Below are 25,840 nucleotides of genomic sequence, written 5' to 3' on the forward strand. Positions count from 1 at the left end.
GGCCGCGGGGCCCCGGGGGGGGGGGGGGGGCGAGGGGGGGGCGGGGGGGGGGGGGGCGGGGGGGGGCTGGGGGGGGGGGGGGGGGGCGGGCGTGGGCGGGGCGGGCGCGGGTGGGGCGGGCGTGGGCGGGGCGGGCGCGGGGGGGGCGGGCGGGGGGGGGGGGGGGGGGGGGGGGGCGGGCGTGGGCGGGGCGGGCGCGGTGGCACCGCGCACGGAAGCCGTGACACTCCCCGTCCAAGCCCGCTCAACCACCTCGGTCACCGCAGCCAACCGCATACCCCCCACCAACTCGGCCAACACCCCTTGAGCCGTCGGCCGCACCCGAGCATCCTTGGCCAGCGCCCGCTCCACAACCCCCCTGATCTCATCGTCCAGCCCGTCCAGCCGAGCCTCCTCGTGCACGATCCGCCACAACACCTCCCCACCCGTCCCACCCCCGAACGGCAACCGCCCCGTCCCCGCGAAGGCGATCACCCCGCCCCACGCGAACACGTCGGCGGCAGGCGTCAACGGCTCGCCGCGCACCTGTTCGGGCGCCATGAACGCGGGCGTCCCAAGGATCACCTGGCTGGACAGGGCATCGTGGTCGACCAGCCGCGCGACCCCGAAGTCGATCACCCGCGGCCCCAGCGGCGACAGCAGCACGTTGCCGGGCTTGAGGTCGCGGTGAATCACCCCGGCCCCGTGGATGGCGCTCAGCGCGGTCGCGACGCCCACCGCGAGCGCCTCCAGGTTCCCGCCCGTCAGCGGCCCCTGCTCGCGGACGGCCCGCGCCAGGTCGGGCCCTTTGACGTACTCGGTGACGAGGTAGGCGACCCCGCCGTCGATCCCGGCGTCCAGAACGGGCGCGGTGCAGAATCTGGCCACCCGCCGCGCCGCCGCGACCTCCCGCTCGAAGCGGCGCAGGAACGCCGGGTCGCCGGCCAGGGCGGGGTGGATGAGCTTGACCGCGGCCAGGCCGCCCGTGGGCGTGGCGGCCAGGTGCACCTCGCCCATGCCGCCGCGCCCGAGCAGGCGCCGCAGCGTGTAGCCGCCTATGACCCGGTCACCGTTCATCGCAGACACATTAGCCAGAGCCGGGATCAACCCACCGCTTGCGCCAGCCGGTAGCGGGAGGGCGGGATGCCGTACCGGTCGATGAAGGCCTGCCGCAGTGTCTCCGCCGTGCCGAACCCGCAGCGGACCGCGACCGCCGCCATCGGCAGGGAGGTGGAGGCGAGCAGGTGGGCGGCGGCCTCGGTGCGGGCCTGCCTGACGTAGCGGCCGGGCGTCTGCCCGAGGTGCTTGAGGAAGAGCCTGGTGAGGTGCCGTTCGCTGACGCCCGCCTCGACGGCCAGCGTGGCGGTGCTCAGGTCGTCGCGCAGGTGGGCGGAGATGTGTTCGAGGGTCCGCTTGACCAGGCTGTTGGCGGGTGAGGGGGCGCTGACGAACATGCTCATCTGCGCCTGGTCGCCGGGGCGTTGCAGGTAGGTGACGAGGTTCCTGGCGACGGTCCTGGCCAGCTCGGTGCCGTTGTCCTCCTCGACGAAGGCCAGCATGAGGTCCAGGGCGGCGGTGATGCCGGCGGAGGTGGCGACGGTCCCGTCCCTGATGAAGATGGGGTCGGGGTCCACGACGACGTCGGGGTAGAGCTCCGCCATGCGCTGCGCCTGGTGCCAGTGGGTGGTGGCGCGCCGCCCGTCGAGCAGGCCGGCGGCGGCCAGGATGAAGGCGCCTGTGCAGACGGAGGAGACGCGGCGGCTCTCCTTGGCGAGCCGGCGGACGTGGCTGACGATCAGCGGGTTCGCGGCGGCGTCCTCGTGGCCGATGCCGCCCGCGACCACGAGCGTGTCGAGCGGCCCGGTGACCCGTTCCAGGACGAGCTGGGCGTGCAGGGTCAGCGCGGTGGCCGTGGAGATGGGGTGGCCGCCGGGGGTGGCGACGCGGTACTCGTAGTACGGTTGCGCGCCGTGCCAGTTGGCGCTCTCCAGTGTCGAGGTGATGCTCGCGATCTCGAGCAGTTCCGAAGCCTCGTAGGCCACGATCACGACCCGTCGTCGGTCCATGGCCCCGACTGTAGGTGCGAAGGACGCAGATCCCAAGTTTCCGGACCTTCCCGGTCGTCTTCCTTGGCCGCCGCCGCCCGTGCCGGACACAGTCGGGGCATGACAACGACGACGACCCCCAAGACCGGACGCCGCTGGGGCAGGTTCGCCCTCCACTACCTCGAAATGATCATCGCGATGTTCGTCGGGATGTTCGCGCTCGGCATGCTGCAGTCGGCCGTCGGCCTCGGCGTCTCCCACGCCGAGCAGCCGGAGCTCTGGTACCTGTCTATGGCGCTGAACATGTCGATCGGCATGGCCGCGTGGATGCGGTTCCGCGGCCACGGCTGGGCTCCGACGCTGGAGATGTGCGCGATCATGTTCGCGCCCGCCGTCCCGCTCTTCCCGCTGCTGTGGACGGGCGTCATGGACGCCGACGGGCTGATGCTGGTCTCGCACGTGGTGATGTTCCCGCTCATGCTGGTGGCGATGCTGCGCCGCCTCGACGAGTACGCCGGGTGCGCTCATTGAGCGCCTTGCGGTAGCCGTCGAGGACGTCCTGCCGCAGCAAGGAGCCGAACCCCGCCCGCTCCAGCCGCGCCGCGAGCCGGGGCACGTCGATCCGGAGCGCGGCCGCGGTGGCGGCCATGCTCCAGCCGTGCGCGGCCAGCTCGCTCAGCAGGTGGCCGCGCCGGCACTGCGCCTCCGACAATCTGAACGTCTTCAGGTACGCCAGCCGCCCGTCCGCGCCGGTGATGGTCTCGCCGATGTGGTTCTCGCTCTTCCGCTCGAACGAGGGCAGGAACCGGCTCAGCGTGTACGGCCCCATCCGGTAGACCTGCTCCACCCTCGCCGGGGCGCCCAGCAGCCCGGCCGCCATGACCGAGTCGTGGAAGCCCGCCCACTCCCGCTCGTGCCGCCGGGCCTCGGCGCGCAGGTCGGCGAACGAGGTGACCGCGCTGTCGTCGATCACCGCGGGGAAGTCCCTGGCCGGGTAGAACAGGGCGTACTCGTGGATCAGCTCGCCGTACAGGTCGCGGACGAGGGTGGGGTGCAGCGCCCGGTAGTCCTCCGGGTGCGGCACCACGAACGCCCCGGCCAGCGTGTCCCCCGCGTACAGCAGCAGCCCGCACTGCCCCGGGTGGATCTCGAACACCTTGAGCGCGTCGTCCAGCCCGCGCACCTCGGCGCCGGTGTAGGCGTCCTCGGCCCGCGGCGACAGGCCGCGTGAGATCGCCTCGCGCGACCACTCCTCCCACGCGATCTCGGGGCCGCCGAAGTGCAGCGCGAGGTAGCCCTCCAGGGCGAGGTGCAGCGGCAGGAACCTGAGCCGGTTCGTCCCCGCCCGGCGGGCCATCCTGCGCCGCCGCCTGACCGGGACGTGCCGCAGCGGCTGCCCGAGCTGCGTGCCGTACGCCGCCGCGCAGGTGCCGTCGGTGGTCCAGGACGCGACGAAGGCGTGCGGCACGTACGCCGTGTAACACGTGTGGTCAGGCAGCGACACCACGTTGATCTCGTCGCCGTACACCTTGGCGTGCAGCCGCAGGTCCCGGATGGGTTCGCGGCGCACGAGCGGCACCAGCCGCATCGCGCCCCAGGTCTGCGCGGGGCGCGTCTCCAGCCCCGTCAGGTCGACGATCATCGGGCTCGGTCCTCCAGGTACGCCCGCAGCTCCGCGAGCCCCGTCCGCCCTTCCGCGAACCTGGCCAGCTCCACCAGCGCCGGCAGGTCCTCGGCGTCCCGGATGCCGACCGTCGGCGCCACCGTGGACAGCCGCCGCACCTCGAACTGCTCGGCGTCGTAGACCGGGTTCAGGTGCACGATCCCGACCTCGCCGGCCGGATCGAGCTTGCGCCGCCAGACGCGCAGCACCTCGCCCGCCAGCCCGGGAGGCGCGTTGTCCCAGCCGTCGGAGACGATGACGAGCAGGTCGGGCCGCCCTTCGAGGCCGTCGAGGATCCGCCGGCCCAGCGGGGTGGGGCCGGTCGGGCGGGCCTGGAGCGGGTCGGAGCGGCCGGACAGCCACAGCGCGCGGTAGCCGCCCGCCAGCGTCTCCAGCAGGTAGTGGCAGGCCAGCGCGACGGCCAGCGGCCGGTGGCGCTTCACCGGCGAGCCGAAGGCGGAGAAGCTGTCGTCCAGCACCGCCGTCACCAGGCCCCACGAGCCGGCCCGCGCTCCGGCGGCCCGCGCCGCCGACGCGCGCAGGGCGCCGACCAGCTCGTCGCGCCGCCGCGCCCGCGCGTCGGCGGCCAGCGACAGCACGTACGAGGCCAGCCTGACCAGCGGCATCGCGGCCAGGTCCGCCTCGGTGCGGACGCCGTCGCGCGCGGCGGCCCCGCTCAGCCGCAGCCGCTCCAGCCTGGTCAGCCGGGGCGCGACCCGCTCCAGGAAGACGGCCCGGCTGATGCCGTGGCGGGCGGCGAAGCCCTCGGCGACTGTGTACGGCAGGTCGTACAGGGCGTTCTTGTCGTAGTGCGCCCGCCGCCACGCCTCCAGGACGGGCGTGTCGTACCGGGCGCGGCTGAACGGCGCGAACAGGAAGGCGCCCAGCTCGCCCTCGGGCCGCAGGTGGGCGTGCCGCACCGCCGACTTCACCGCCGTGCGGTACTTGACCGCGTCGAAGGCCAGGTCGGGCCGGGCGGCGAGCCAGTCGCGGATGAGCGCGCGGGTACGCCGGTTGTTCACGCCCGCGCCGCGCAGCTCCTTGAAGAGCCGGTAGACGCGGGGCGGGCTCATCCGGCCCAGCCGCCGGGCGATGAGCCGCGCGTCGCCCTGGTGGCCGCCCTTGCGCTTGAGCAGGTTGGCGATGATCAGGGCGGCGTTGTGGTCGTTGATGTCCAGCGCGAGCGTGGCGGCGTACAGGTCGGGATAGTTGCCGTGGATGTAGCTGTGCAGGAAGGCGAGGGAGAGCCGCTGCTCGCCGGCCGCGCCGTGGAACTCGCGCTGGCCGGTCGAGGTGATCGCCGCGTTCGCGAAGAGCAGCACGTCCTCGCACCCGATCAGGTCGGCGTAGGTCTCCATCGGCTCCCCCGGGGGTCGTGGGGACTGGCCGGGGAATGGGGGCACGAACTGCGAGAGGTTCGCTGTACAGGCGGATTCCGGAAGTCGTACCGAAGTCCCGCGGCCAGTCTGGTTCCGGACCTTACCGGCGGTTCCCGGCGAGCGCGATGGGATTTGTACCGCCTCACCGGGCGCCGGCGACCGGCGCGGCGGGAGTCACGCAGCTTCGCGCTTGCCGTCCTCGGCGCGCAGGAAGGCCTCCAGCCCCGCCAGGTCGTCGGTGTTGATGTGGTCGACGTCCGCGGCGACCAGCTCCCGCCAGAGCGCGTCCCTGGCCGCCCCGGCGGTGTCCGGCGTGGCCCAGAAGCGCACCCGCTGCCCGTCACGGTGGGCGGTGGCGACGATCTGGCGGAGCTTGTCCCGCTCGGCGGCGGGCATCTCGCCCGCGCCGGTCCAGCTGAAGTGATTGGTCCAGTTGTCGCTGATCAGCGGGATCAGGCTCGGGTTGCCCTGGCCCAGGTCCGCCATGCGGCCGTCGTAGAAGGCGTAGCGCCGTTCCTGCGCGGCCATGAGGTCGCGCGGCCGGTCGCCGCTGATCACCACGGTGACGGCGCCGGGCTTGACCTTGCCCTTGTGGTAGGCGGTGAGCATCTTCCTGTAGCTCTTGAGCACCTTGTCCAGCTCGGCGTAGGTGGCGGCGCCGTTGTTCTTGATGTCCACCAGGAGCTGGAGCTGCTGGCGGCTGCGCGGGTAGACGCTGCCGTGACGCACGCGCCGCGCCAGCGGGTCCAGGTAGAGCGACTGCAGCGTACGGCCGGGCCGCAGGTCCTCGGGGTCGTGCCCGACGCGCAGTTCGCCGTCCACGAGGTAGATGTCGGCCTCGACGCTGGTGAACCCGTGGTCGAGGGCGTCCAGCAGCGGGCGCTCGTGCTCGTAGTCGTTGTGCGCGTGGGCCCGGGGAAGGGGCTCGGCGGCCGTCGCCGAGGCGGGGACGGCCGTCAGCAGCAGGGCGCCGGCGGCAGCCAGCACGCCCAGGGTACGACGCAACATCGCATCTCCTTACGGGGATGGTCGAGACGCGTGTCACGGTATGCGGGAAAGGTGTGACAGGAGTGACGTTCGTCTGAATTATCGGCTCTGTGCCTTGATCTTCCCGAGCGTGGCCTGCCGATCACGGATGTCCGAGATCAGCACGTGCGCGACCAGCAGCAGCCCGAGGCAGAGGACGTCGGCGGCCCACCACGGGATCTCGGCCAGCAGCAGGTATCCCTGGCCGTCGCTCAGCGATCTGATCACCACCGTGACGACCGCCACCACGAACGTGACCAGCCCCCAGCTCCACAGCGGCGGCAGGTTGCCCTTGTTCCACAGCCGCACCCGCCAGTTCATGAACACGGCCAGCACGCCCAGCAGCGCGCAGAAGCCGATCAGCCACCAGGGCAGGGCGAAGGCGGTCTGCTCCGAGATCTGCTCCCGCGTCGTGCGCAGCTCCGCCTCCGCCGCGCGCTTGGCCTGCTCGGCGGCGGCGAGCTGCCGTTCGAGCTGGGCCACGCTGCGCTGCTGCCGGGCGGGCGGCGTGGCGTCGTCGGTCGGCAGCATGCGCGTCACCACGGTCAGCATGATCGCCACGAACGACAGCGCCAGCACGATGGCCATGAACAGGTCGATGAAGCGCAGGTCGAGCGGGGGCGCGAACGACCGGGGAGCCCGCTTCCTCACTGCTCCCTCACCAGCGAGTACCGCTGCGGCTTCGTCTCCGCCGCGGTCAGCCGCTCCACGGCGGTACGCAGCGCGTCCAGCCCCTTCACCAGCTCCTCGGTCCTGCCCCGCGTGTGGGCCAGCTCCTGCGTCAGACCCTGCACCTGGGACAGCTCCTTGGTCAGCCCCTGGGCCAGCTCGCGGCTGAGCCCCGCCTGGGCGGGCGCCGCCTCCCTGCCGGGCAGCCGCGCCAGGTAGATCAGGAACACCTCGTCCGCCGCTCCGACGTTGGCCCGCTCACCCCGCTCGACCAGGGCCATCGCGCCGAACGCGAGCACGCTCAGGAACAGCGCGACCATTGTGACGCCGAACGCGGAGGCCAGCTCGGGCAGCACGTACTGCTTGAGCGCGGCGATCAGCACGCTCGGGTCGCCCTGCCCGTCCAGCGCGTCGCCGAAGGAGCCGACCATCGCCGCCATGGTGAGCGCGGTGCCGATGAACCCGAAGACCGGCAGCGCCCAGATGAGCGCGTGGTCGAGGTGGTGCCTGTTGGCCAGGTCGCTCTCGTCCAGCGCGGAGCGGGCGCTCAGCACGGCCTCGCAGTCGCCGCCGGCCTCCGCGGCCTCCTTGAACAGCTTGAGCCGCCGCGCCACCAGCGTGTCCTCGCCGGGCCGCACCGACCCGATGTTCGCCACGGCCCGCTCCGTCGCGGCGCTCTCCCGCCGGATGTCGGGCACCGCCCTGACGATCCTCAGCACCGTGGTCAGGAAGACCGCGACGACGAGCGTGACGACGAGCTCGGCCGCCGCGGGAGCCGTCGCCGCGCCCACGAACCTCAGCAGGGCGCCCACCGCCCCCGCCATCAGCAGCACCCCGGACACCAGCAGCCCCACTATCGGCGCGAACGCCCAGTGGCGCCAGTCGTACCTTGACACGCTTCAACCCCACTTAACACACAGGAATGTCAAAGCAACACCTAAGCACACGTAGAGCTATGTTTGGTGACAGAGTGGCAGATTTGTAACTCAGCGCCCGCGAACGATCGCTCAAAGCGGCGGCGGATCCGCCTCCGGCAGCAGGCCGAGCCACTGCGCGTGCCGGATCGCCGTGACCCGGTTGGTGGCCTCCAGCTTCCGGTAGAGGTTCTCCTGGTGCTTGCTGACCGTACGAGGCGAGATGCCCAGCCGCCGGGCGATCGTGCTCGCGGTCAGCCCCTCGGCCAGCAGCCCCAGCACTCCCAGTTCCCTGGGCGTGACCCCGAGCCCCGCCTGCCGGTCCGGGTCGTCGGCGAGGGCCAGCAGCGACTCCCGCCACCGGACCAGGTGGCGCAGCCGCTTCTCCGCGGTGACGAGCAGCGGCCGGATCCTGGCCCGCTCAGTGGTCTCCTCGCGCGGCGGACGGCAGAGCGGGCAGCGCAGCCCGTCGGCGGGCCCGGCCGCCGGTCGCTTCAGCTCAGGCTCCAACTGCATGGCCACCCCGACCATGAGCTCGACCACCAGAACGAGCACGCGCTCGTAGTCCCGCCGCGACACATCCATAGCGGGGCATGCCAGCACACCGCGAGCCAGCCGTCCAGGTACTTCTGCGCACTACGTACTTCTCCGTATGGCCCGCCCGCGCGGCCAGCCGGAACCCTGGGCCTTCAGGACAGAGCAAGGGGGATTTCATGGGCAAGTTATCGAGGCTGCTGGCCGGGCTGCTGCTCGGCCTGGCCGCGCTGCTGTCAGGGGCGGGGTCGGCGCAGGCGGCCGTTCCCGACGTGTGGGCCTTCGCCTACGTGGACAACGCCACCCCGCCACCGGGGTACATCATGAGCACCGCCCACCAGTCCGGCAGCTACAAGGCCGCCTGCCCGGCCGCCTGGGGGCAGGTGTCGAACCCGTCCGTCGGCTTCTACCAGGTCACCTTCCCGTGCACCGGCGGCTACGGCGCCGGCATCGTGCACGTGACCGCCGTGGACGCCACGGGCGGCTTCTGCCAGGCCGGCCGCTGGGGCGCCTCGGGCCGCAACGAGCTGGTCTACGTGTGGTGCTTCGACGCCGCCGGCGCTCTGGCCGACAGGCGCTTCACGGTGCTCTACACCGCCAGCACGGGCTCCTCGCCCGCCGGCAGCCACGCGTACGTGCACGCCAACGCCGCCGGGACGCTCATCACCGGCTTCAACTCGACCGGCCTGGCCAACACGGTCGTCCAGCAGGCCCCCGGCCGCTACCGGGTCGAGCTGCCCGTCCCGAACCCGCGCGCCTACACGGGTGACTTCCAGGTGACGGCGGTCGCGGGGAGCGGCACGCCCCGCCACTGCCGGGTCGCCGACTGGTCGCTCGGCCAGAACGGCTACCTGATCTACCTGGCCTGCGCCGACCGCGCGGGCCGCGACGCCGACAGCGGCTTCACCCTGTCGCACCACCACAAGCGCACGGTCTACGGGGTGCCTGGCCCGCCGATCCACCTCGGCTACCTCCTGCACCCGGTGTCCGGCGCGCCGATGCCCGACACCAACTACAACTCCGTCGCCGGGCCCAACGTGGCCGCCCAGGTCGCCCCCGGCCAGTGGGACGTCGTCTATCCAGGGGTCGGCGTCCGCGAGACCCACATGCAGGTGACCGCCTACAGCGGCCGGCCGGTCTACTGCCAGCTCTCCGACCTGTGGACGATCAGCGGCACCGACGCCGTGGCCCGTACCGTGGCCTGCTTCGCCCCGGGCGGAGCCCCGGCGGACAGCGCCTTCTTCGCCACGTTCGCGTCCAGCGCCTGACGCCCGCCCGTCCCCCCGCCCGGGGGCGGGGGGACGGGCCATCAGCGGGTGTAGTCGAGCGGGCCGTCGTTGAACAGCCTGAAAGGGCCGTTGGCGATGGCCCGCTTCAGCGCCTCCCTGTCTTCGTGGACGTAGTCCCCGCCGTCCACGCCGTACTCGGTGAAGTTGTTCGCACCGTAGGTCGCGCGGGCGTCCTCCTCGTAGCCGAGCTGCGTGCCGAAGCGGTACGCCGCCCGGTTGGCCGCCTGGTCCTCCTTGGTCCGCGCCTCGTAGTACTCCTGCGAATCCATGCCGAGGGGGTTCGGGTCCCAGCGGTTCCTGGCGATCTCGACCTGACGGACGAACTCGCCCGCCATGGCCTCGGAGGAGGACCAGCCGGCGCCGCCGATCCGGATGACGTTGAGGTTCCTGTCGTAGCCGGAGGCGTACTGGTTCCGCTCGCTCTGGTACAGGGTGGTGATGCCGTGCTCCTTGGCGTACGCGAGCGCCGCCCGCCCCTCGGGCGTCTCGTTCAGCACCATCTCGGCGGCCTCGCGGGCGCTCGAATTGTCGTCGAAGGGGTTGAGGGTGAGCGCGTCGGCCGTCACCAGGGCCGCCTGGAAGCCGGGCACGATCATGCCTCGGGCCAGCATGCGCTTGGCGAGGCGCAGGGCCTCGACCGCGTTCGAGCCGATGTTCCGCTCGATCTGGGCCAGGGTGGCCTGGAGCGCCTTGCGCGTCCCCATCGTCCGGATCCTGGTGAAGAGCGCGCCCAGCGCCGGGCCCAGCGCGAAGGCCCGGATGATCGACAGCAGCAGCGCGAGGAGGGCCAGCACGACGACGTACTTCCACACGGTGCGGAACACCACGACCGCGGTCGTCCCGGTGCCGACCAGGGCGTTGGCCAGCGCACCGTCGCTCATCCGCTCCTCGGTGCCGCCCCAGGAGCTCTCGAAGACGGACACGTCGCCGCTGTAGTTGCCCGACGCCCGCACCTGGGAGACGGCCGAGGCCGACTCCGCCTGGCCGCCCTGCGTGGCGGAGGCGAGGTCCAGCCACGATCCGGCCCCGTCCATGCGCTGCGTCTCGTCGGCGCGCGGCCACGGGGCGTCCGACGCGACGAGCCCGTGCACGGCCCGCAGGCCCGGCGGCATCTCCCAGCTCACAGTCCCTCCAGGCGGGCTCGCAGGTTGTTCGCGGCCTCGATGCCGGTCTGCTCCGCGTGCGAGTAGTTGCGATCCGACGCCTCGGCCTTGGCGGCGTGGTCGCGCAGCGTCCGCGCCGTGGTCCCGAAGGCGCCGCGCACCAGCTCGGTCAGCCCCGCGAACTCGACGTCGAACTGCGCTCCCGGCCGCTCGGGCGGCGCTCCCGCGCCTCCGGCGTACTCGGCCCTGCCGAGCGCGCCGCCCAGGGCCCGCTCCAGGTTGTCCGCCTGATCCCTGAGCCGGCCCGCGGAGACGACGCGGCTGCCGTGGACGACCTGGATCCCGTCACCGTTGCCGTTCATCGCTGCGTGCCCTGCCGCATCAGCCGGTCCAGCCGCGCGGTCAGCTCGTCGGCGGCCAGGAGGATCTCGTTCATGTTGCCGCGGGCGTCGGCCTCGATGCCCTTCAGCAGGGCGGTCAGCTCCGGCGTCTCCTGCCGCAGGGCCTCGGGGACGGCCCGCATGGCGCGCTCCTGCGCGACGGCGCGGGCCTGCCCGAACGCCTCCTTGATCGCGGCGGCCAGCTCCTCGGACGGCAGCCGCATCGCCCTGGGGTCGATCACCAGCCCCACCAGGTCGCTGGTGCCATCGACTTCCACCTTGACCAGGCCGTTCGCCGCTGCCGCGACCTCTCGCAGCTCGGCGAATCTGTCCAGGAAGTCGGCCTCGTCCGAGGTCGCCATGGGCCCCTCACTTTCGGTCATGCTCGATGGCAAATTTCGGCCAAAGAGATCCAAGCAGAAGGGCGTGGCATCCCACGTGGTTGATCTTGAAAGTTCGCCCGCGGTTCACCGGCGGTTCCACCGGCGACGGGGCCAGGACATGAAAAAAACCGCCCCTACCTGCGGTATATCCGCAGGTCAGAGGCGGTCTGTGGTGGAGGTGGCGGGAATCGAACCCGCGTCCTTCAACCCCAAGTCAGGGCTTCTCCGGGCGCAGCCTGTTGTGCTTTTCTCAGCCCCGGCGATCACACAGGCGAGTCGCCGACGGGCTCAGCCACTGTTTGGTTTCCCGATCGCCCCCGTGGCCGGGTTGATCGGTTGAGCCTTCTAGCGATGCCAGACACCGGGCCGAAGGCACTCCCGGGCTGACAGTGGTTTCGCTACTTAGGCAGCGAGCGCCAGGGAGTCCCTGGCAGCCACAGTGCTCTTGGAATTGGCACTTGTTGTTTACGGTCACAGGATTAACGAGGTTATGTCCGCAGTCCTCGGCCCGCTTCACCTGGCTTGCAAGGTCAAAGTCGAAGCCAGTCACCCCCTGTGCAGTTATCAACACGCCCCCGCCTGGACGGGGTCGCGCATTGATGAATGTACATGGGACAACACCCTCAACGCCAACTTAATTCCGGGTGTACCCGAGGACGCCGAAACCCCCGGGAGCGCGGCGCTGAGGCACGCGCTCCCGGGGGCCGACCGGCAGGGTCGAGCCGGTCCGGACGGCAGGACTTCCCCCGAGATGAAGTCCTGTCTCATCACGGCGACTGGGACCGCAACCCCCCGAGCGGGCCCAGTCATTCAGTAAGACGCAACCCGCACCTCGAATGGTTGCTCCGCGTCGCGACTATTTCACGGAGAGTTGCGCAGGCCCGCGAAGAAGCTGCCCGCGACGGCCGCCGCGTCGTAGTTCTTCGTCAGCACCGCGACGGCCACATCGCCCTGCCAGCCGACGAACCAGCCCTGTTGGTTGCCCGCCGACGCCCTGACGCCGTAGACGCGACCCTTGCCCGCCTGGGCGGGCGTGCCGGCCGCGCCGGCACGCATCATGGTCATCAGCGCCGCGCGCACCTTCGGGTCCATCGCCACCGGAGCAGGCTGGACGGCCGGCGTCGTCTCCGCGGCCGGGTCGGGCGACTTCGGCAAGGTGACCAGCACCGGCGGCCGCCACGTGCCCGACCCCACCGCCGCCGCCACCAGGGCCATGCTGAGCGGGCTCATCTCGACGTTCTGGCCCGCGATCGCCTTGGCCTTGTCGGCGTCGCTGGACAGCTCGGGCAGCGACCCGCTGAACGACTTCAGCGGCAGCCGCCACGGCAGCCCCACGCCGAACGCCTTGGCGCTCCTGTTCAGCTCGTCGGCCGTGACCCGGCGGGCCAGCGAGGCCAGCGCCGTCACGCAGCCCTTGGCGAAGTTCTCCTGGAGGGTGGCCGACGTCGTGACGCCCGTGGACTGGCCGGCGTAGACGAACTTGGCCCCGCCCACCGTGCGCTCCTGCGGGCAGGCCAGCTTCTGCTTGGGGCTCACGCCCTTCTTCAGCAGCGCGTCGGCGGCCACGATCGAGAACGCCGTGCCGGCGGGGAACTTACCGGCCAGCGCGTCGCGCTCCTGGTGCAGGCCCTTGGCGCTGACCGCGAGGATCTCGCCGGTGTCGCGCTGCACCGCCACCAGAGCGCTCGTCTCGGTGTCGGCCACCGCCTGCTCGGCCGAGGCCTGCGTGACCCGGTCGATGGTGGTCTTGACGGAGGCGTTCTGCCGCCCCGACCACTGTTTCAGCTCCGCGACCTGCTGGCCGGTCTTGAGGTCGAGGGTGATCACCGTGGTCTCGGTGGAGCCGGTCAGGTAGTTCTGGTAGGCCTGCTGCAGGCCGTTCCTGCCCACCGAGTCGCCGGCCCGCTGCGGGCCGCCGAGCTTCTGCTCCGTCTCCGGCGTGAGCGCGCTGACGCTGCCCACGATCTGGCGCGGCGCGTCGGGCTCGACCGGCTGCTTCTGCGGGTTGACCTCCAGCCCGTCGATGGCCTCCAGCTTCGCCTGCATCGACAGGTACCTCGAGCGCCCGAACGTCACGAGCTGCACGAAGTCGTCGGGCGGCGAGGACCTGACCCGGCTCAGCAGCCGGTCCTGGGCGTAGCCGGTGACCTCGGAAAGCTGGGCCACGACGCTCTCCGCCTGGCCGCCGAGCTGGTTGGGATAGACGCCCGCGACGTAGAGCACGGTGTCGCTCTGGAGCGGGTCGTCGTCTCTGTCGACCACCGGCTGGCGCGGCCGCGGCTCGGTGGCGACCGCGAACCGCTGCCCCTCCTTGAGCTGCGGATGCAGCACCGAGGGCGACCAGCGCACCTTCCAGACGCCGTCGACCAGATGCAGCGGCAGCACGCCTTCGTACTGCCACAGGGGGTTGTTCTCCCCCAGGTCGACCTCGGCGTGGAAGTCGGCCTTGGACTCCTCGCCGGTCACGCTGATGCTGGAGATCTTGAAGCGGAACGAGGCCGCGTCGAGCTCCAGCTTGGCGTCGGCCAGCGCCTGGCGCACCGTCGCCACGTCGCCGTCGGTGCGGCCTGCGGCCAGGTCGTAGTCCTCCGTCTGCCAGCCCACGAGGAAGTCGCGCACCGCGTCGTGCGGTGACGGCTCCTCGAAGCAGCCGGTCAGCGTGGTGCTCGCGACCGCCAGGGTGACGGTCGCGGCCAAGGTGCGGCGGGCGCGTCTCATCGGTTGCGGTGTCACACTCTCATCGGTTGCGGTGCCGCAGCGCCCGGGCCATCTCCCGCTTGGCCTGCTGCTCCGCCAGCGCCTGCCGCTTGTCCCAGTCTTTCTTGCCCCGGGCCACGGCGATCTCGACCTTGGCCCTGCCGTCCTTGAAGTAGAGCGTCAGCGGCACGATCGTCAGCCCGCCCTCCTTCGTCGCGGCGGCGAGCTTGTCGATCTCCTTGCGGTGCAGCAGCAGCTTGCGCTTGCGGCGCGCCGTGTGGTTGGTCCACGTACCCTGCGAGTATTCGGGGATGTGCACGTTGAGCAGCCACGCTTCGTTGCCGTCGATGCTGGCGTAGCCGTCGACGAGCGAGGCGCGGCCCTCGCGCAGCGACTTCACCTCGGTGCCCTGCAGCACCAGACCCGCCTCGAACGTGTCCTCGACGTGGTAGTCGTGCCGAGCGCGCTTGTTCTGGGCGATGACCTTCCGCCCGGTCTCACGTGGCATGCTTCGACTTTACCGGCGACCGGGGCGGTCACGACCCAAGCGCACCCCTACACCCTGAGGTAGCGGCGCAGCGTCACGAACGAGGCCAGGATACAGATCACGACACCGATGATCATAGTGAGCGTGATCGTCTGCGCCAGGTCGTTCCAGCCGAGCCCGGTGCCGAAGAAGGTGACGACCTCGTCGAACAGGAACACCTTCGCCAGGATCAGGATGACCGCGGCGAACACCCCGCCGACCAGGCCGGCGATGACGCCTTCCATGACGAACGGAAGCTGGATGTAGAGGTTGGAGGCGCCGACCAGCCGCATGATGCCCGTCTCCCTGCGCCGGTTGAACGCCGACAGCCGCACCGTGTTGCCGATCAGCAGGGCCGCCGCCAGCACCAGCACGATGGCCACCGAGAGGGCGGCGATCGCCAGCGTGTTGAGCAGGTTGAAGAACGGGGAGATGAGTTGCTTCTGGTCCATCACCTGCGCCACGCCGGGCTGGCCCTTCATGGCGTCGATGACGGGCTGGTAGTTGTCGGGGTCCTGGAGGCTGATCCTGAACGACTGGGGCAGATCCTCGACCTTGGTCGCGTCGACGAGGGCCTTGTTGGACGAGAACGACTGCTTGAAGTTCTCGTACGCGGCTGTCTCGTCCTCGAAGAGCACACCCTTCACCCCGGGGGTGTTCTTGATGTGCTCCTGGAGCGCCTTGGTCTGCGCGGGCGAGATCGCCTTGCCGTTGCAGGCCGGCATGGCCGTCCCCTTCTTACAGAGGAAGACCGAGACTTCGACCTTGTCGGCCCAGTAGCCGTTCATCAGCCCGACCTGGCTGTTGATCATCAGGCCGACGCCCAGGAGTGCCATGCTGACCGCCACGGTGATGACGACGGCGATCGTCATGGTCAGGTTGCGACGGAGGCCGATCCAGACCTCGGAGAAGATGAAATTCGCCCGCATGTCTTGTCTGCAGCTCCCTGTCAGTACGCCTGGCCGTACACGCCACGCGACTGGTCACGGACGATCTTGCCGTCCTCCAGCTCCACGACACGCTTACGCATGGAGTCGACGATGGCCGCGTCGTGCGTGGCCATGACGACCGTGGTGCCAGTCCTGTTGATGCGGTCGAGCACCTTCATGATGCCGATGCTCGTCGCGGGGTCGATGTTGCCCGTGGGCTCGTCGGCCAGCAGGATCATCGGCCTGTTGACGAACGCGCGGGCCATGGCGACGCGCTGCTGCTCGCCGCCGGACAGCTCGTCGGGCATGCGGTGGGCCTTGCCCTCCAGGCCGACCAGCTCGACGACCTCGGGCACCACCTTGCGGATGAACCGCCGTGGCTTGCCGATGACCTCGAGGGCGAACGCCACGTTCTCGTAGACGTTCTTGTTGGGGAGCAGCCTGAAGTCCTGGAAGACGCAGCCGATGCGGCGGCGCAGGTGCGGCACCTTGAAGTTGGAGAGGCGGGCCAGGTCCTTGCCGGCGACGTGGATCGCGCCGGAGTTGGGCCGCTCCTCCTTGAGGATCAGACGCAGGAACGTCGACTTGCCTGATCCCGAGGGACCGACGAGGAACACGAACTCGCCCTTGTCCACGTCAACGGATACGTGGTCGAGGGCGGGCCGGTTCTGGTTCGCGTAGACCTTGGTGACATTATCGAAATGGATCACGAGAGCATCACGGCATGCCAGTCTAGGGGTCAGGACGGAAGCGAGGGTGGCACATGCCCACTTCCCGCCACCGGCCGATCGGGGGCGTTGACTTTACTGATGATCGACGTTCCGATTGGCCAGACGACAGTCTAGGGGGAAGACTGGCATGGAACGTCCATAACGGAAACAAAACGATTGTGCGGCTAGACTTGGGGCTGTCATGAGTTGCGAACACCTCGTATGCGCCCAGTGCGCTCACCCCGTGGTCGAGGGGCGCTGCCCCGTCTGCCGCGCCAACCGGGAGCGGATGCACAACCACGGCTTCGCCGGGCTGTCACCCGCCCTCATCGCCCTGCTCCTCGTCGTCCTGCTGCTGCTGAGCCTCGCGGCCCAGCACCTGCTCGGCGCCTGACCCTTACGCCCGGCCGGACACGGCCCCCGGCCCTTCGAGGCCCGCCCGACCCGCGCCCGCCCGGCCTCCCACGCCCGCTGCGCCCGCCGCGCCTGCCCGGCTCACAGCCTCAGCCCGGCCTCCACACGGGCCTGACCTCCGCACGGTCCCAGCCTGCGCACGGTCCCGGCCTGCATTCGGGCCCGGCCTGCATGCGGGCCCGGCGCGCATGATCCCGCAGCCGAGCGCGTAGGCCCGCGACGCCGTGGCCCGGCCGGAAGCCGATCGTCCGACCTGTCGCGATCAGCCGTCCGACCTTTGCGGGCCGATCGGCCCTACTCGGCGCCCGACTCCTGGCGTCGCATCCAGCGGATCTCCGACTCGATGAACTCGTCGAGATCGCCGTCGAGCACCGCCGTCGGGTTGCCCGCCTCCGTGCCCGTGCGCAGGTCCTTCACGATCTGGTACGGGTGCAGCACGTAGTTGCGGATCTGCGTGCCCCACGAGGTGGTGGTGGCGCCGCGCAGCTCCGACATCTTCTCGGCCTCCTCCTGCCGCTTGCGCTCCAGCAGCTTGGCCTGAAGGACGTTCATGGCCGTCGCGCGGTTCTGCAGCTGGGAGCGCTCGTTCTGGCAGGAGACCACGATGCCGCTCGGCAGGTGCGTGATGCGCACGGCCGAGTCGGTGGTGTTGACGCCCTGGCCGCCGGGGCCGCTGGAGCGGTAGACGTCGACGCGGATCTCGTCCTCGTTGATGTCGATGTGGTCGGTCTGCTCGACGACCGGCACGATGTCGACGCCCGCGAACGAGGTCTGCCGCCGCCCCTGGTTGTCGAACGGGCTGATGCGGACCAGCCGGTGGGTGCCGTGCTCGCCGCGCAGCGTGCCGTAGGCGTAGGGCGCCTTGATCGTGAAGGTGGCCGACTTGATGCCGGCCTCCTCCGCGTAGGAGGTGTCGTAGACCTCGGTGGAGTAGCCCTTGCGCTCGGCGTAGCGCAGGTACATGCGCAGCAGCATCTCCGCCCAGTCGGCCGCGTCGACGCCGCCCGCCTGGGAGTTGATCGTGACGAGCGCCTCGCGGGCGTCGTACTCGCCCGAGAGCAGAGTGCGCACCTCTAGAGCTCCGATGTCGGACTTCAGTCCTTCGAGCTCCTTGTCGGCCTCGGCGCGCGTGTCGTCGTCGGCTTCCTCGGCCGCCAGCTCGTACAGGACCGTGAGGTCTTCCAGGCGCCGCGCGACACCCTCCACACGGTTGAGCTCGCCCTGGAGGTGGGAGAGCTTGCTGGTGACCTTCTGGGCCTGCTCAGGGTCGTCCCAGAGGTCGGGCGCGGCAACCTGCTGCTCCAGCTCCGCGATCTGCTTGCGCATCGCGTCGAGGTCGAGCACGTCCTGGATGCTGCGGAGCGTGCCCCGGAGCTCGTTGATCTCTTCTGCCGGATCGATGCCTGCCACGTCTCCCAAGGGTACGCGACCCTCGCGGGCCCGAATAACATGGCGAGGTGCGTGCATACGGTCGGCGTAGGATGCTGGCGCTCGCCGCCGGCCTGCTCGCCGCGGTGACCGCCTGCTCGGGCGATGCCCGGCCGCCCGCCACCACGCCCGCGGCGGCCGTCACCACCAGCGCGTCGCCCTCCCCCGACGAGCCCGAGGTGACGCTGGCGGAGGCGGCGGAGGAGTTCACCGCCTTCACGCTCACCGACAACGCGCTGCGCGGCGAGAGCCCCTACGAAGGGCGGCTCAGGGAGGTCCAGGACATCACGACGGGCGGGCAGTGGCCGCTCACCCAGGCCGCCTACCTGTCCACCGGCTCCGCGCCGCCACGCCGCAGGTGGGGCCCGCCCACGCTCTACGTGCCCAGGTTCCGCCAGGGCGAGAGCGCGCCCTGGTTCAGCGTGCTGGCGCCGCGCGACGGCCGTCCCACTCTGCTGATCTTCGCCAGGTCCGATCGCTGGCGGATCAGCTCGGCGGCCGAGCTCGTGCCGGGCCAGGAGCTTCCGAAGATCAAGCTGGACGCCGACGGCTACGCCTCGGTGGTCGCCGCCGACGACAAGACGGTGACGATCAGCCCGCAGTTCCTCGGCCCCGTGCACGCCAGCGTGGCCGAGACGGGCACGGCCGGGGTCACGGCGGGCCTGCTCGCGACCGGCCCTCTCACCACGGACGTGGCCGAGCAGATCGCCGGCAACCGGGAGAAGGCCAAGAACGAGGGCTTCAGCTACGACTCGATCTTCAGCGCCGACAACTTCCCCGTCTACGCCCTGCGCACCGGCGACGGCGGCGCGCTGGTGCAGTACTCACTGTCCCGCACCACCTCCACGACGACGAAGACGGCCGAGGACGACTACATCCCGGTTCCGGACCAGGCCCGGTGGGCGATCAGCTCGTCGGTGCTGCGCCGCTCGCTCAAGCTGATCGAGACGCACCAGTACGCCGCCGCGGTCCCGCCCCTCACCACCCCGTCGGCGGCGCCCGTGATCGCCCACGACGGCGCGCTGACCCGGGCCTCTGGCGAGTAACCTTTACCCCTCCGACATTAGTCAACTACAGTTGCCTATATGCCGGACGTTCCCGCTCCCCAGGACCCCGCCGACGCGCTCGCGGCCGTGCTGGCCCTGCGACGCCTGGCCGACCAGCTCGAAGACGCCGCCGTCGAGCAGGCGATGCGGGCGGGATGGAGCTGGCCGCAGGTCGCCGAGGCGCTCGGCATCACCCGCCAGGCCGTCCACAAGAAGCACGCCAAGCGGCTCATCGCGGCCGGCGTCACGCTGAGGAGGCGCACGTGAGCGCGATCGACCACTACATCAACGAGATCCTGACGCACGGCCTGGAGGAGGCGCGCGAGGACGGGTCGGCGGCGATCGAGGCCCACCACGTCCTGATGGGGATCGCCGCGAGGCAGGACACGGTGGCCCGCGCCGTCCTGGTGGCGGCGGGGCTCGATCGCGCCTCGATCCGGGCGGCGCTGGACCGGGAGTTCGAGCACAGCCTGAGCACGGTCGGGGTCTCCGCCGCCGCCTTCGGGCTGCCCCGGCCCAGCCCGGATCCCGACCGTAAGGTGAGCATGGGGGCGTCGGCCCGGCTCGCCCTCGAACGCGGCTTCGCCCACGCCGCCCGCAAGCGTGACCTGAGGCCCGTGCACCTGCTGCTCGGGCTGCTTGAGGCCGAGGTGGGCACCGTCCCGCGCGCCCTCGGCCTGGCGGGGGCGGACCGATCGGACCTGGCCCGCCGGGCCCGGGAGGCGGCGGCGGACGAGGGCTGGTGAGCACCCCTCCCCACGCGTGACGCGCCCAGGCCCAGGGCGTGCCGCGCGCGACGGGCAGGCCGGGCACCGCACCACGACCGCCGCACCGGCGCACGCGCGCCGCGGCCGACGGGTGGCCGACCGTGGCACGTCATGGCGTCAGGCCTCCGCCTGCGGCCGGCGGGCGGCCGACCGCAGACGCGTTGCGGTGTCAGGCCTCCGTGTGCGGCAGGTTGCTGGCCGCCACCAACGTACGGATGGCCCGCAACGCCACCGACAACGTGGCCAGATCGAAGTTGTCACTCTCCCAGATCTCGGAAAGCGTCTGCCGAGCCCGCGACACAGCCGCCGAGTTCGCCTCGGACCACCGCGCCAGCCGCTCCTCCGGCGGCAGCCCCGGCTTGCTGTGGGCCAGCACGTCCCGGGTGAGCGACGCGTGCGCCGCGTACAGGTCGTCGCGCAGCGCGGACCGGGCGATCGAGTTCCACCGGTTGTCGCGGGGCAGCGCGATCACCCGCTCCCGCAGCCGGGCGAGCTGCAGCCGGTCGGCGAGGTCGAAGTAGACCTCGGCGACCTCGTTGACGGGCCGCCCCGTCAGCGACGAGATCTCCACCAGGTCCAGCGTCGAGTAGGCGGGCACCATCCCGGCCACCCGCTCGGCCAGCTCCAGCGGCACCCCGCGGGCCACGAACGAGTCGCGCCGCTCCTCGTAGGCCGCCAGGTCGGGCCCGGTCAGCAGCTTGGGGATGTGCCCGAGCAGCCCGTTGACGCCCTTGACGAAGAAGCTGACGGATCCGGCCAGGTCGAGCGGCGGCCGGCGGTTGACCAGCAGCCACCGGGCGCCGCGCTCGACCAGCTTGCGGGCCTCCAGCAGCATGGCGATCTGGGTGCTGGTGTCGACCTTGTTGTCCAGCTCCTCGACGGCCCGGTAGTAGGCGGGCAGCTCGAAGACCTCCCGCGCCACCAGGTACGCCCGGACGATGTCGGGCGTCGAGGCGCCGGTCTCCTCGCCGAAGCGGAACATGAAGGTGGTGCCGGCGGAGTTGACCAGCTCGTTCACCACGCAGGTGGTGATGATCTCGCGCCGCAGCGGGTGCTCGTCCATGTACGTCCGGAACCGCTCGCGCAGCGCCGACGGGAAGTACGAGACCAGCCACGAGGCGAGGTACGGGTCGTCGGGCAGGTCGGACCCGAGCAGCTCGGCGTCGGCCACCAGCTTGGTGTAGGCGAGCAGCACGGAGAACTCGGGCGAGGTGAGCCCGAGCCTGGCCTGGCGCCGCTCGGCCAGCGTCTTGTCCGAGGGCAGGAACTCCAGCTCCCGGTTGACCAGCCCGTCGCGCTCCAGCTTGCGCAGGTAGCGGGCGTGGATGTGGAGCATCTCGACGGCCTGGGTGCGGGCGGCGTCGAGGACCACGTTCTGCGCGTGGTTGTCGCGCAGCACGAGGTCGGCCACCTCGTCGGTCATCGAGGTGAAGACTTGGTTGCGCTGCTTGTCGGTCAGCTCGCCGTCGCGGACGACCTGGTCGAGCAGGATCTTGATGTTCACCTCGTGGTCGGAGGTGTCGACCCCGGCCGAGTTGTCGATGAAGTCGGTGTTGACCAGCCCGCCGTTCAGCGCGAACTCGATCCGGGCGAGCTGGGTGAAGCCCAGGTTGCCGCCCTCGCCGATGACCTTGCAGCGCAGGTCGGCGGCGTTCACCCGGAGCGCGTCGTTGGCCTTGTCGCCCACGTCGGAGTGGGACTCGCCGCTCGACTTGACGTAGGTGCCGATGCCGCCGTTCCAGAGCAGGTCGACCGGAGCCCGCAGGATGGCGCTGATGAGATCGTTCGGCGCCATGGACGCGACGCCGGACGGGATGCCGAGCGCCTCGCGCATCTGGGGGGTGATCTGGATGGACTTGGCGGTGCGCGGGAAGACGCCCCCGCCGGCGGAGATCAGCTTGGCGTCGTAGTCCTCCCACGAGCTGCGCGGCAGCTCGAAGAGCCGCTGCCGCTCGGCGTAGGAGCGCGCCGCGTCGGGCGCGGGGTCCACGAACACGTGCCGGTGGTCGAACGCGGCGATCAGCCGGATGTGCTGGGACAGCAGCATGCCGTTGCCGAACACGTCGCCGGACATGTCGCCCACGCCGGCCACGGTGAAGTCGGTGGTCTGCACGTCCACGCCCATGGTGCGGAAGTGGTACTTGACCGACTCCCAGGCGCCACGGGCGGTGATGCCCATGGCCTTGTGGTCGTAGCCGATGGAGCCGCCGGAGGCGAAGGCGTCGCCGAGCCAGAAGCCGTACTCCTTGGCCACGCTGTTGGCGATGTCGGAGAAGGTCGCGGTGCCCTTGTCGGCGGCGACGACGAGGTAGGTGTCGTCGCCGTCGTGCCGGACGACGTCGGGCGGGGGCACGACCTTGCCGTCCACGAGGTTGTCGGTGACGTCGAGCAGGCCGGAGATGAACATCCGGTAGCAGGCGACGCCCTCGGCGAGCAGATCCTCCCGCGAACCAGACTTCGGCGGACGCTTAACGACAAATCCACCCTTAGACCCAGTCGGCACAATAACGGTATTTTTCACCATCTGTGCTTTGACCAGGCCGAGAATCTCCGTGCGGAAGTCCTCCATCCGGTCCGACCACCGCAACCCGCCGCGCGCCACTTTCCCGAAGCGCAGATGCACGCCCTCGACCCGTGGCGAGTAAACGAATATCTCGAACTTCGGCCGCGGCAACGGCAGCACGCTGATGGCCTGCGGATCGACTTTGAGAGAAATGTACGGTTTGCGCTCTCCATCCACTGTTTGGAAGTAGTTGGTGCGCAATGTCGCTTGAATCATCTCCAGGTACGCCCGGAGAATGCGATCCTCGTCCAGCGAGGCCACCTCGTCCAGCGACCGCAGGATCTCCTCGTTGAGCGCCTCCACGAGGTCCACCCGCACGTCCTCGCCCCGGCGCGGGTCGAGCTTGGCCTCGAACAACCGCACCAGCAGCCGCGCCACCCGCACGTTGTCGCGCAGCACCCGCTCCATGTAGGGCTGGGAGAACGTGCTGCCCGCCTGCCGCAGGTACTTGGCGTAGACCCGGAGGATCTCCACCTGCTCCCAGGTCAGCCCGGCCCGCAGGATCAGCGCGTTGAAGTCGTCGTCCTGCACCCGGCCCTTCCACAGGGCGGCCAGGCCGTCCTGGAAGAGCCGCTTGAAGTCGTTCCTGTCGACCTCTTCCGAGGGCGTGTAGCGCAGGCCGAAGTCGTAGATCCAGGCGTTCTTGGTGCCGGGGTCGTTGTCGCGGTCCACCTCGTACGGGCGCTCGTCCACGACCTCCACGCCGAGCCGCTGGATCAGCGGCAGCGCCTGGGACAGCGAGATGGGCGAGCCGACCTTGTAGATCTTCAGCCGCCGCTCGCCCTCAGCCGCGTCGTACGGCTCGTAGAGGTTGATGCCGACCTGCTCGCCGTCGCCCGCCTCGACGATCTGCTCCAGCCGCCGCAGGTCGACCACGGCCACCTTGGGCGGGAAGTCGGCCTTGTAGCCCTCGGGGAAGGCGGAGGCGTAGCGCCTGATGAGCGTGGGGGCCTCCTCCTCGGAGGTCATCTCGGTCAGCGCGGCGGCCAGGTCGTCCTCCCAGGAGCGGGTGAGGGCGGCCAGCCGCGCCTCCAGCTCCTCCACGTCCACGCTGGGCGGCGGCAGCGGGATGCCCCGCTCGCCCCTGACGACCACGTGCAGCCGGGCCAGCACCGACTCGCCGATCATGGCGCTGTAGTCGAGCGACCGGCCGCCGAGCGCCTTGGTCAGCACCTCCTGCATCTTCAGCCGCACCTTGGTGGTGTAGCGGTCGCGCGGCAGGTAGATCAGGCAGGAGATGTAGCGGCCGTAGTCGTCGCGCCGCAGGAACAGTTTGACCTGCTTGCGCTCGCGCAGCCGCAGCACGCCCATGGCGATCGGCATGAGCTGCTCGACCGAGGTCTGGAACAGCTCGTCGCGCGGGAACGTCTCCAGGATCTCGATGAGGTCCTTGCCGTCGTGGCTGTCGGGCGCCAGCCCTGCCTCGTTCAGCACCCCGGCCAGCTTGCGCCGCAGCACGGGGATGCGGGAGATCGACTCGTTGTAGGCCACGTGGGTGAACAGGCCGAGGAAGCGCCGCTCGCCGACCACCTCGCCCTCCGGCGAGAACAGCTTGACCCCGATGTAGTCGAGGTAGGTGGCCCGGTGCACGGTGGCCCTGGAGTTGGCCTTGGTGATGATCATGAGCTGCTTCTCGCGCGCCTTGGCCCGCACCTCGGCGGGCAGCGCCGCGAAGCTCTCCGAGCCCACCTTGTCGTCGCGCAGGATGCCCAGCGCGGCGCCGGGCAGCGCGCGCAGCGTCTCGCCCTCGTCGGTGTCCTCCAGGCGGTACTCGCGGTAGCCGAGGAAGGTGAAGTGCCCGTCGGCGAGCCAGCGCAGCAGGTCGATGCTGTCCTCGACCTCGGCCGGCTCCAGCGGCGGCGGGTTCATGCTCAGGTCTTCCGCGGTCTGCACGGCCAGCGCCCGCATCTTCCTGAAGTCCTCGACCGAGTGCCGCACATCGGTCAGCACGCGCTGCAGGTCGGCCTCGATCGCCTTGAGCGCCTCGGGGTCCGCCTGGCGGTCGATCTCGATGTGGATCCACGACTCCACCAGCATCTGGCCGGTGACGTCCTCCTGGCCCCGGCCGAGCATCCGGCCCGTCATGTCGCGGCGCACCCTCATCTGCGGGTGGACCACCAGGTGCACGCCGAGGTCGTGCCGGTCGAGCTCCATCGTGACCGAGTCGACCAGGAACGGCATGTCGTCGGTGACCACCTCGACCACCGAGTGGCCAGGGTCCCAGCCGTTCTCGTCCAGCGTCGGGGTGTAGGCCCTGACCACGGCCCTGCCCTGCGGGCGCACCTCGGCCAGCCGCCGCTGTGACATGGCGGGGCCGTACACGTCAACGGGGTTGCGGTCGAGCAGGTCCTCCGGTGCGACATGCCGGTAGTAGAAGCGTAGGAAGGACAGGGCCTCCTCGGGGCTCACATGGTCACTGCCCACCGCGCAACTCTCGGCGGCTCGCTGGAGCAGCTCATCCTTGGCCTCGTCGAGCGGCATATCGCTCTCACTCCTTTGTGAGGGTTTGCCAACGTGTTCATAGCCAGGCCCTAAGTTCCCACAGCAGCGGGAAGTAGTGCAGGCGGGTCCTACCGCGCAGGTAGGGGGCGCCGGTCGAGCCGCCTGTGCCCGACTTGGTGCCGATCTGGCGTTCGACCATCTGGACATGACGCATCCGCCACAACGCGGCGGTCTCGTCGTGCGTCAGCAGGTCTTCGGCCAGTTGCCACAGGTCGTCGTAGGACCCGCGGTTTCTCGCCACGGCCAGCAGCGAAGCCATGATCTCGTCGTCGGAGATCGGCAGGCCACGCCGGGAGAGGGCTGTCAGATAAGCATCCCACAGCGTGGGCTCGGCCAGCCTGCGGCGCAGCCGGGCCAGCTCCTCCTCCGAGGCGTGCCGGAACGAGCCGAGATACCGCTCGTCCCGCAGCCCTGACAGGAACTCCAGCTCGCGGAACTGCACCGACTGGAACCCGCTCGCGGGCGCCAGCTTGGCGCGGAACTCCATGAAGTCCTGAGGCGTCATCGTCTCCAGGACCTCGACCTGCTCGATCAACACCCGTTCGACCGCGTGCACCCGCTTGAACAGGTGCCTGGCCTTCCACAGCTCGCCCGCGAACATCGCCTCGCGCGCGCTCTCCAGCTCATGGAGCAGCAGCTTGAACCACAGCTCGTAGACCTGGTGGATGGTGATGAAGAGCAGCTCGTCGGGAGCCTGCGACTGCGGCTGCTGCTGGGCGAGCAGCTCGGGCAGGCAGAGGTAGCCGCCGTACGACAGCCGACCGCCTTCCTCGCCGAACTGCCGGCGCGGGGGACCGGAAGCATCACCGTTGATGCCCACCGAACACCTCCCCCTGACCGCCCGGTCACGCGGGACCGGGCGCAACGCCTTGCCTTATCGATACCACCCGAAAA

General features: G+C 70.6%; 24 protein-coding genes and 1 other RNA gene. 6 read left to right on the plus strand and 19 right to left on the minus strand.

Annotated features, from left to right (window positions below; genetic code table 11):
- Together FXF51_RS36980 and FXF51_RS36985 are read right to left on the minus strand one after the other, a co-directional pair.
- Positions 1 to 1,056 (minus strand): serine/threonine-protein kinase (locus FXF51_RS36980; RefSeq protein WP_148439373.1); only part of this gene is annotated, 1,056 nt, incomplete at its 3' end.
- A 26-nt stretch (positions 1,057 to 1,082) separates the two neighbouring features.
- Positions 1,083 to 2,045, minus strand: coding sequence for a GlxA family transcriptional regulator (locus FXF51_RS36985; protein WP_148439374.1), 963 nt, complete (start codon positions 2,043 to 2,045; stop codon positions 1,083 to 1,085).
- A gap of 99 nt (positions 2,046 to 2,144) precedes the next feature.
- Here FXF51_RS36985 and FXF51_RS36990 point away from each other — a divergent pair, with 99 nt between their 5' ends.
- A complete protein-coding gene (locus FXF51_RS36990) occupies positions 2,145 to 2,555 on the plus strand; it encodes a hypothetical protein (RefSeq protein WP_148439375.1) in 411 nt (136 codons plus the stop codon).
- On the opposite strand, the gene FXF51_RS36995 is transcribed toward FXF51_RS36990, so the two are convergent.
- From FXF51_RS36995 to FXF51_RS37020, 6 genes are all read right to left on the minus strand, one after another.
- Positions 2,500 to 3,666, minus strand: coding sequence for an ARPP-2 domain-containing protein (locus tag FXF51_RS36995; RefSeq protein WP_148439376.1), 1,167 nt, complete (start codon positions 3,664 to 3,666; stop codon positions 2,500 to 2,502). The two genes, FXF51_RS36990 and FXF51_RS36995, sit on opposite strands and share 56 nt — an antisense overlap.
- Complete coding sequence (locus tag FXF51_RS37000) at positions 3,663 to 5,045, minus strand: hypothetical protein (RefSeq protein ID WP_148439377.1); 1,383 nt, start codon at positions 5,043 to 5,045, stop codon at positions 3,663 to 3,665. The genes FXF51_RS36995 and FXF51_RS37000 overlap by 4 nt, the downstream gene beginning before the upstream one ends.
- A gap of 195 nt (positions 5,046 to 5,240) precedes the next feature.
- Positions 5,241 to 6,074 (minus strand): phosphatidylinositol-specific phospholipase C/glycerophosphodiester phosphodiesterase family protein, encoded by an 834-nt coding sequence (locus FXF51_RS37005; protein WP_148439378.1) that lies wholly within the window; start codon positions 6,072 to 6,074, stop codon positions 5,241 to 5,243.
- 78 nt (positions 6,075 to 6,152) lie between these two features.
- Positions 6,153 to 6,743, minus strand: coding sequence for a hypothetical protein (locus FXF51_RS37010; RefSeq protein WP_148439379.1), 591 nt, complete (start codon positions 6,741 to 6,743; stop codon positions 6,153 to 6,155).
- Positions 6,740 to 7,657, minus strand: a complete 918-nt coding sequence (locus tag FXF51_RS37015) for a hypothetical protein (RefSeq protein ID WP_148439380.1) — start codon at positions 7,655 to 7,657, stop codon at positions 6,740 to 6,742. The genes FXF51_RS37010 and FXF51_RS37015 overlap by 4 nt, the downstream gene beginning before the upstream one ends.
- Positions 7,658 to 7,768: 111 nt before the next feature.
- The gene (locus FXF51_RS37020) at positions 7,769 to 8,260 is read right to left on the minus strand and encodes a helix-turn-helix transcriptional regulator (RefSeq protein WP_148439381.1); all 492 of its coding nucleotides are present in this window, start codon (positions 8,258 to 8,260) and stop codon (positions 7,769 to 7,771) included.
- A gap of 128 nt (positions 8,261 to 8,388) precedes the next feature.
- Here FXF51_RS37020 and FXF51_RS37025 point away from each other — a divergent pair, with 128 nt between their 5' ends.
- On the plus strand, positions 8,389 to 9,477 hold the full coding sequence (locus FXF51_RS37025; RefSeq protein WP_148439382.1) for a hypothetical protein: 1,089 nt from the start codon (positions 8,389 to 8,391) through the stop codon (positions 9,475 to 9,477).
- Positions 9,478 to 9,518: 41 nt separating this feature from the next.
- On the opposite strand, the gene FXF51_RS37030 is transcribed toward FXF51_RS37025, so the two are convergent.
- The 8 genes from FXF51_RS37030 to ftsE all read right to left on the minus strand — a co-directional run bounded on the left by FXF51_RS37030 (position 9,519) and on the right by ftsE (position 16,226).
- Complete coding sequence (locus tag FXF51_RS37030; protein ID WP_148439383.1) at positions 9,519 to 10,622, minus strand: hypothetical protein; 1,104 nt, start codon at positions 10,620 to 10,622, stop codon at positions 9,519 to 9,521.
- Positions 10,619 to 10,963, minus strand: a complete 345-nt coding sequence (locus tag FXF51_RS37035; protein ID WP_148439384.1) for a hypothetical protein — start codon at positions 10,961 to 10,963, stop codon at positions 10,619 to 10,621. The genes FXF51_RS37030 and FXF51_RS37035 overlap by 4 nt, the downstream gene beginning before the upstream one ends.
- A complete protein-coding gene (locus tag FXF51_RS37040; RefSeq protein ID WP_187414772.1) occupies positions 10,960 to 11,343 on the minus strand; it encodes a YbaB/EbfC family nucleoid-associated protein in 384 nt (127 codons plus the stop codon). The genes FXF51_RS37035 and FXF51_RS37040 overlap by 4 nt, the downstream gene beginning before the upstream one ends.
- A gap of 191 nt (positions 11,344 to 11,534) precedes the next feature.
- Positions 11,535 to 11,918, minus strand: a transfer-messenger RNA (tmRNA) gene (gene ssrA, locus FXF51_RS37045).
- A gap of 307 nt (positions 11,919 to 12,225) precedes the next feature.
- Positions 12,226 to 14,082, minus strand: coding sequence for a penicillin-binding transpeptidase domain-containing protein (locus FXF51_RS37050; RefSeq protein WP_148439386.1), 1,857 nt, complete (start codon positions 14,080 to 14,082; stop codon positions 12,226 to 12,228).
- 19 nt (positions 14,083 to 14,101) lie between these two features.
- The gene (gene smpB, locus FXF51_RS37055) at positions 14,102 to 14,569 is read right to left on the minus strand and encodes an SsrA-binding protein SmpB (RefSeq protein ID WP_148439387.1); all 468 of its coding nucleotides are present in this window, start codon (positions 14,567 to 14,569) and stop codon (positions 14,102 to 14,104) included.
- A gap of 47 nt (positions 14,570 to 14,616) precedes the next feature.
- Positions 14,617 to 15,516 (minus strand): permease-like cell division protein FtsX, encoded by a 900-nt coding sequence (ftsX, locus tag FXF51_RS37060; protein WP_148439388.1) that lies wholly within the window; start codon positions 15,514 to 15,516, stop codon positions 14,617 to 14,619.
- 20 nt (positions 15,517 to 15,536) lie between these two features.
- Positions 15,537 to 16,226 (minus strand): cell division ATP-binding protein FtsE, encoded by a 690-nt coding sequence (gene ftsE, locus FXF51_RS37065; protein ID WP_043620538.1) that lies wholly within the window; start codon positions 16,224 to 16,226, stop codon positions 15,537 to 15,539.
- 202 nt (positions 16,227 to 16,428) lie between these two features.
- Between ftsE and FXF51_RS37070 the strand changes: the two genes are divergently transcribed.
- Complete coding sequence (locus FXF51_RS37070) at positions 16,429 to 16,620, plus strand: hypothetical protein (RefSeq protein ID WP_148439389.1); 192 nt, start codon at positions 16,429 to 16,431, stop codon at positions 16,618 to 16,620.
- Between the two features lie 314 nt (positions 16,621 to 16,934).
- On the opposite strand, the gene prfB is transcribed toward FXF51_RS37070, so the two are convergent.
- Entirely contained in the window at positions 16,935 to 18,050 is a 1,116-nt protein-coding gene (gene prfB / locus FXF51_RS37075; protein ID WP_148439390.1) for a peptide chain release factor 2, read from the minus strand.
- Positions 18,051 to 18,097: 47 nt separating this feature from the next.
- On the opposite strand from prfB, the gene FXF51_RS61190 reads away from it, so the two are divergent.
- From FXF51_RS61190 to FXF51_RS37090, 3 genes are read left to right on the plus strand one after another with little or no spacing between them, the layout of a single operon-like run.
- Positions 18,098 to 19,114, plus strand: a complete 1,017-nt coding sequence (locus FXF51_RS61190; protein WP_187414773.1) for a hypothetical protein — start codon at positions 18,098 to 18,100, stop codon at positions 19,112 to 19,114.
- Between the two features lie 39 nt (positions 19,115 to 19,153).
- On the plus strand, positions 19,154 to 19,381 hold the full coding sequence (locus tag FXF51_RS37085) for a hypothetical protein (RefSeq protein WP_148439391.1): 228 nt from the start codon (positions 19,154 to 19,156) through the stop codon (positions 19,379 to 19,381).
- On the plus strand, positions 19,378 to 19,860 hold the full coding sequence (locus FXF51_RS37090; RefSeq protein ID WP_148439392.1) for a Clp protease N-terminal domain-containing protein: 483 nt from the start codon (positions 19,378 to 19,380) through the stop codon (positions 19,858 to 19,860). Before FXF51_RS37085 ends, FXF51_RS37090 begins: the two co-directional genes overlap by 4 nt.
- 190 nt (positions 19,861 to 20,050) lie before the next feature.
- Here FXF51_RS37090 and FXF51_RS37095 read toward each other — a convergent pair whose 3' ends face one another.
- The gene (locus FXF51_RS37095; RefSeq protein ID WP_148439393.1) at positions 20,051 to 24,925 is read right to left on the minus strand and encodes an NAD-glutamate dehydrogenase; all 4,875 of its coding nucleotides are present in this window, start codon (positions 24,923 to 24,925) and stop codon (positions 20,051 to 20,053) included.
- Positions 24,926 to 24,962: 37 nt separating this feature from the next.
- Entirely contained in the window at positions 24,963 to 25,766 is an 804-nt protein-coding gene (locus FXF51_RS37100; protein ID WP_222871624.1) for a tryptophan 2,3-dioxygenase, read from the minus strand.
- Positions 25,767 to 25,840: the final 74 nt, after the last annotated feature.

The organism is Nonomuraea sp. PA05 (genome assembly GCF_008086045.1).
In the GTDB taxonomy this organism is placed as follows: Bacteria; Actinomycetota; Actinomycetes; order Streptosporangiales; family Streptosporangiaceae; genus Nonomuraea; species Nonomuraea monospora.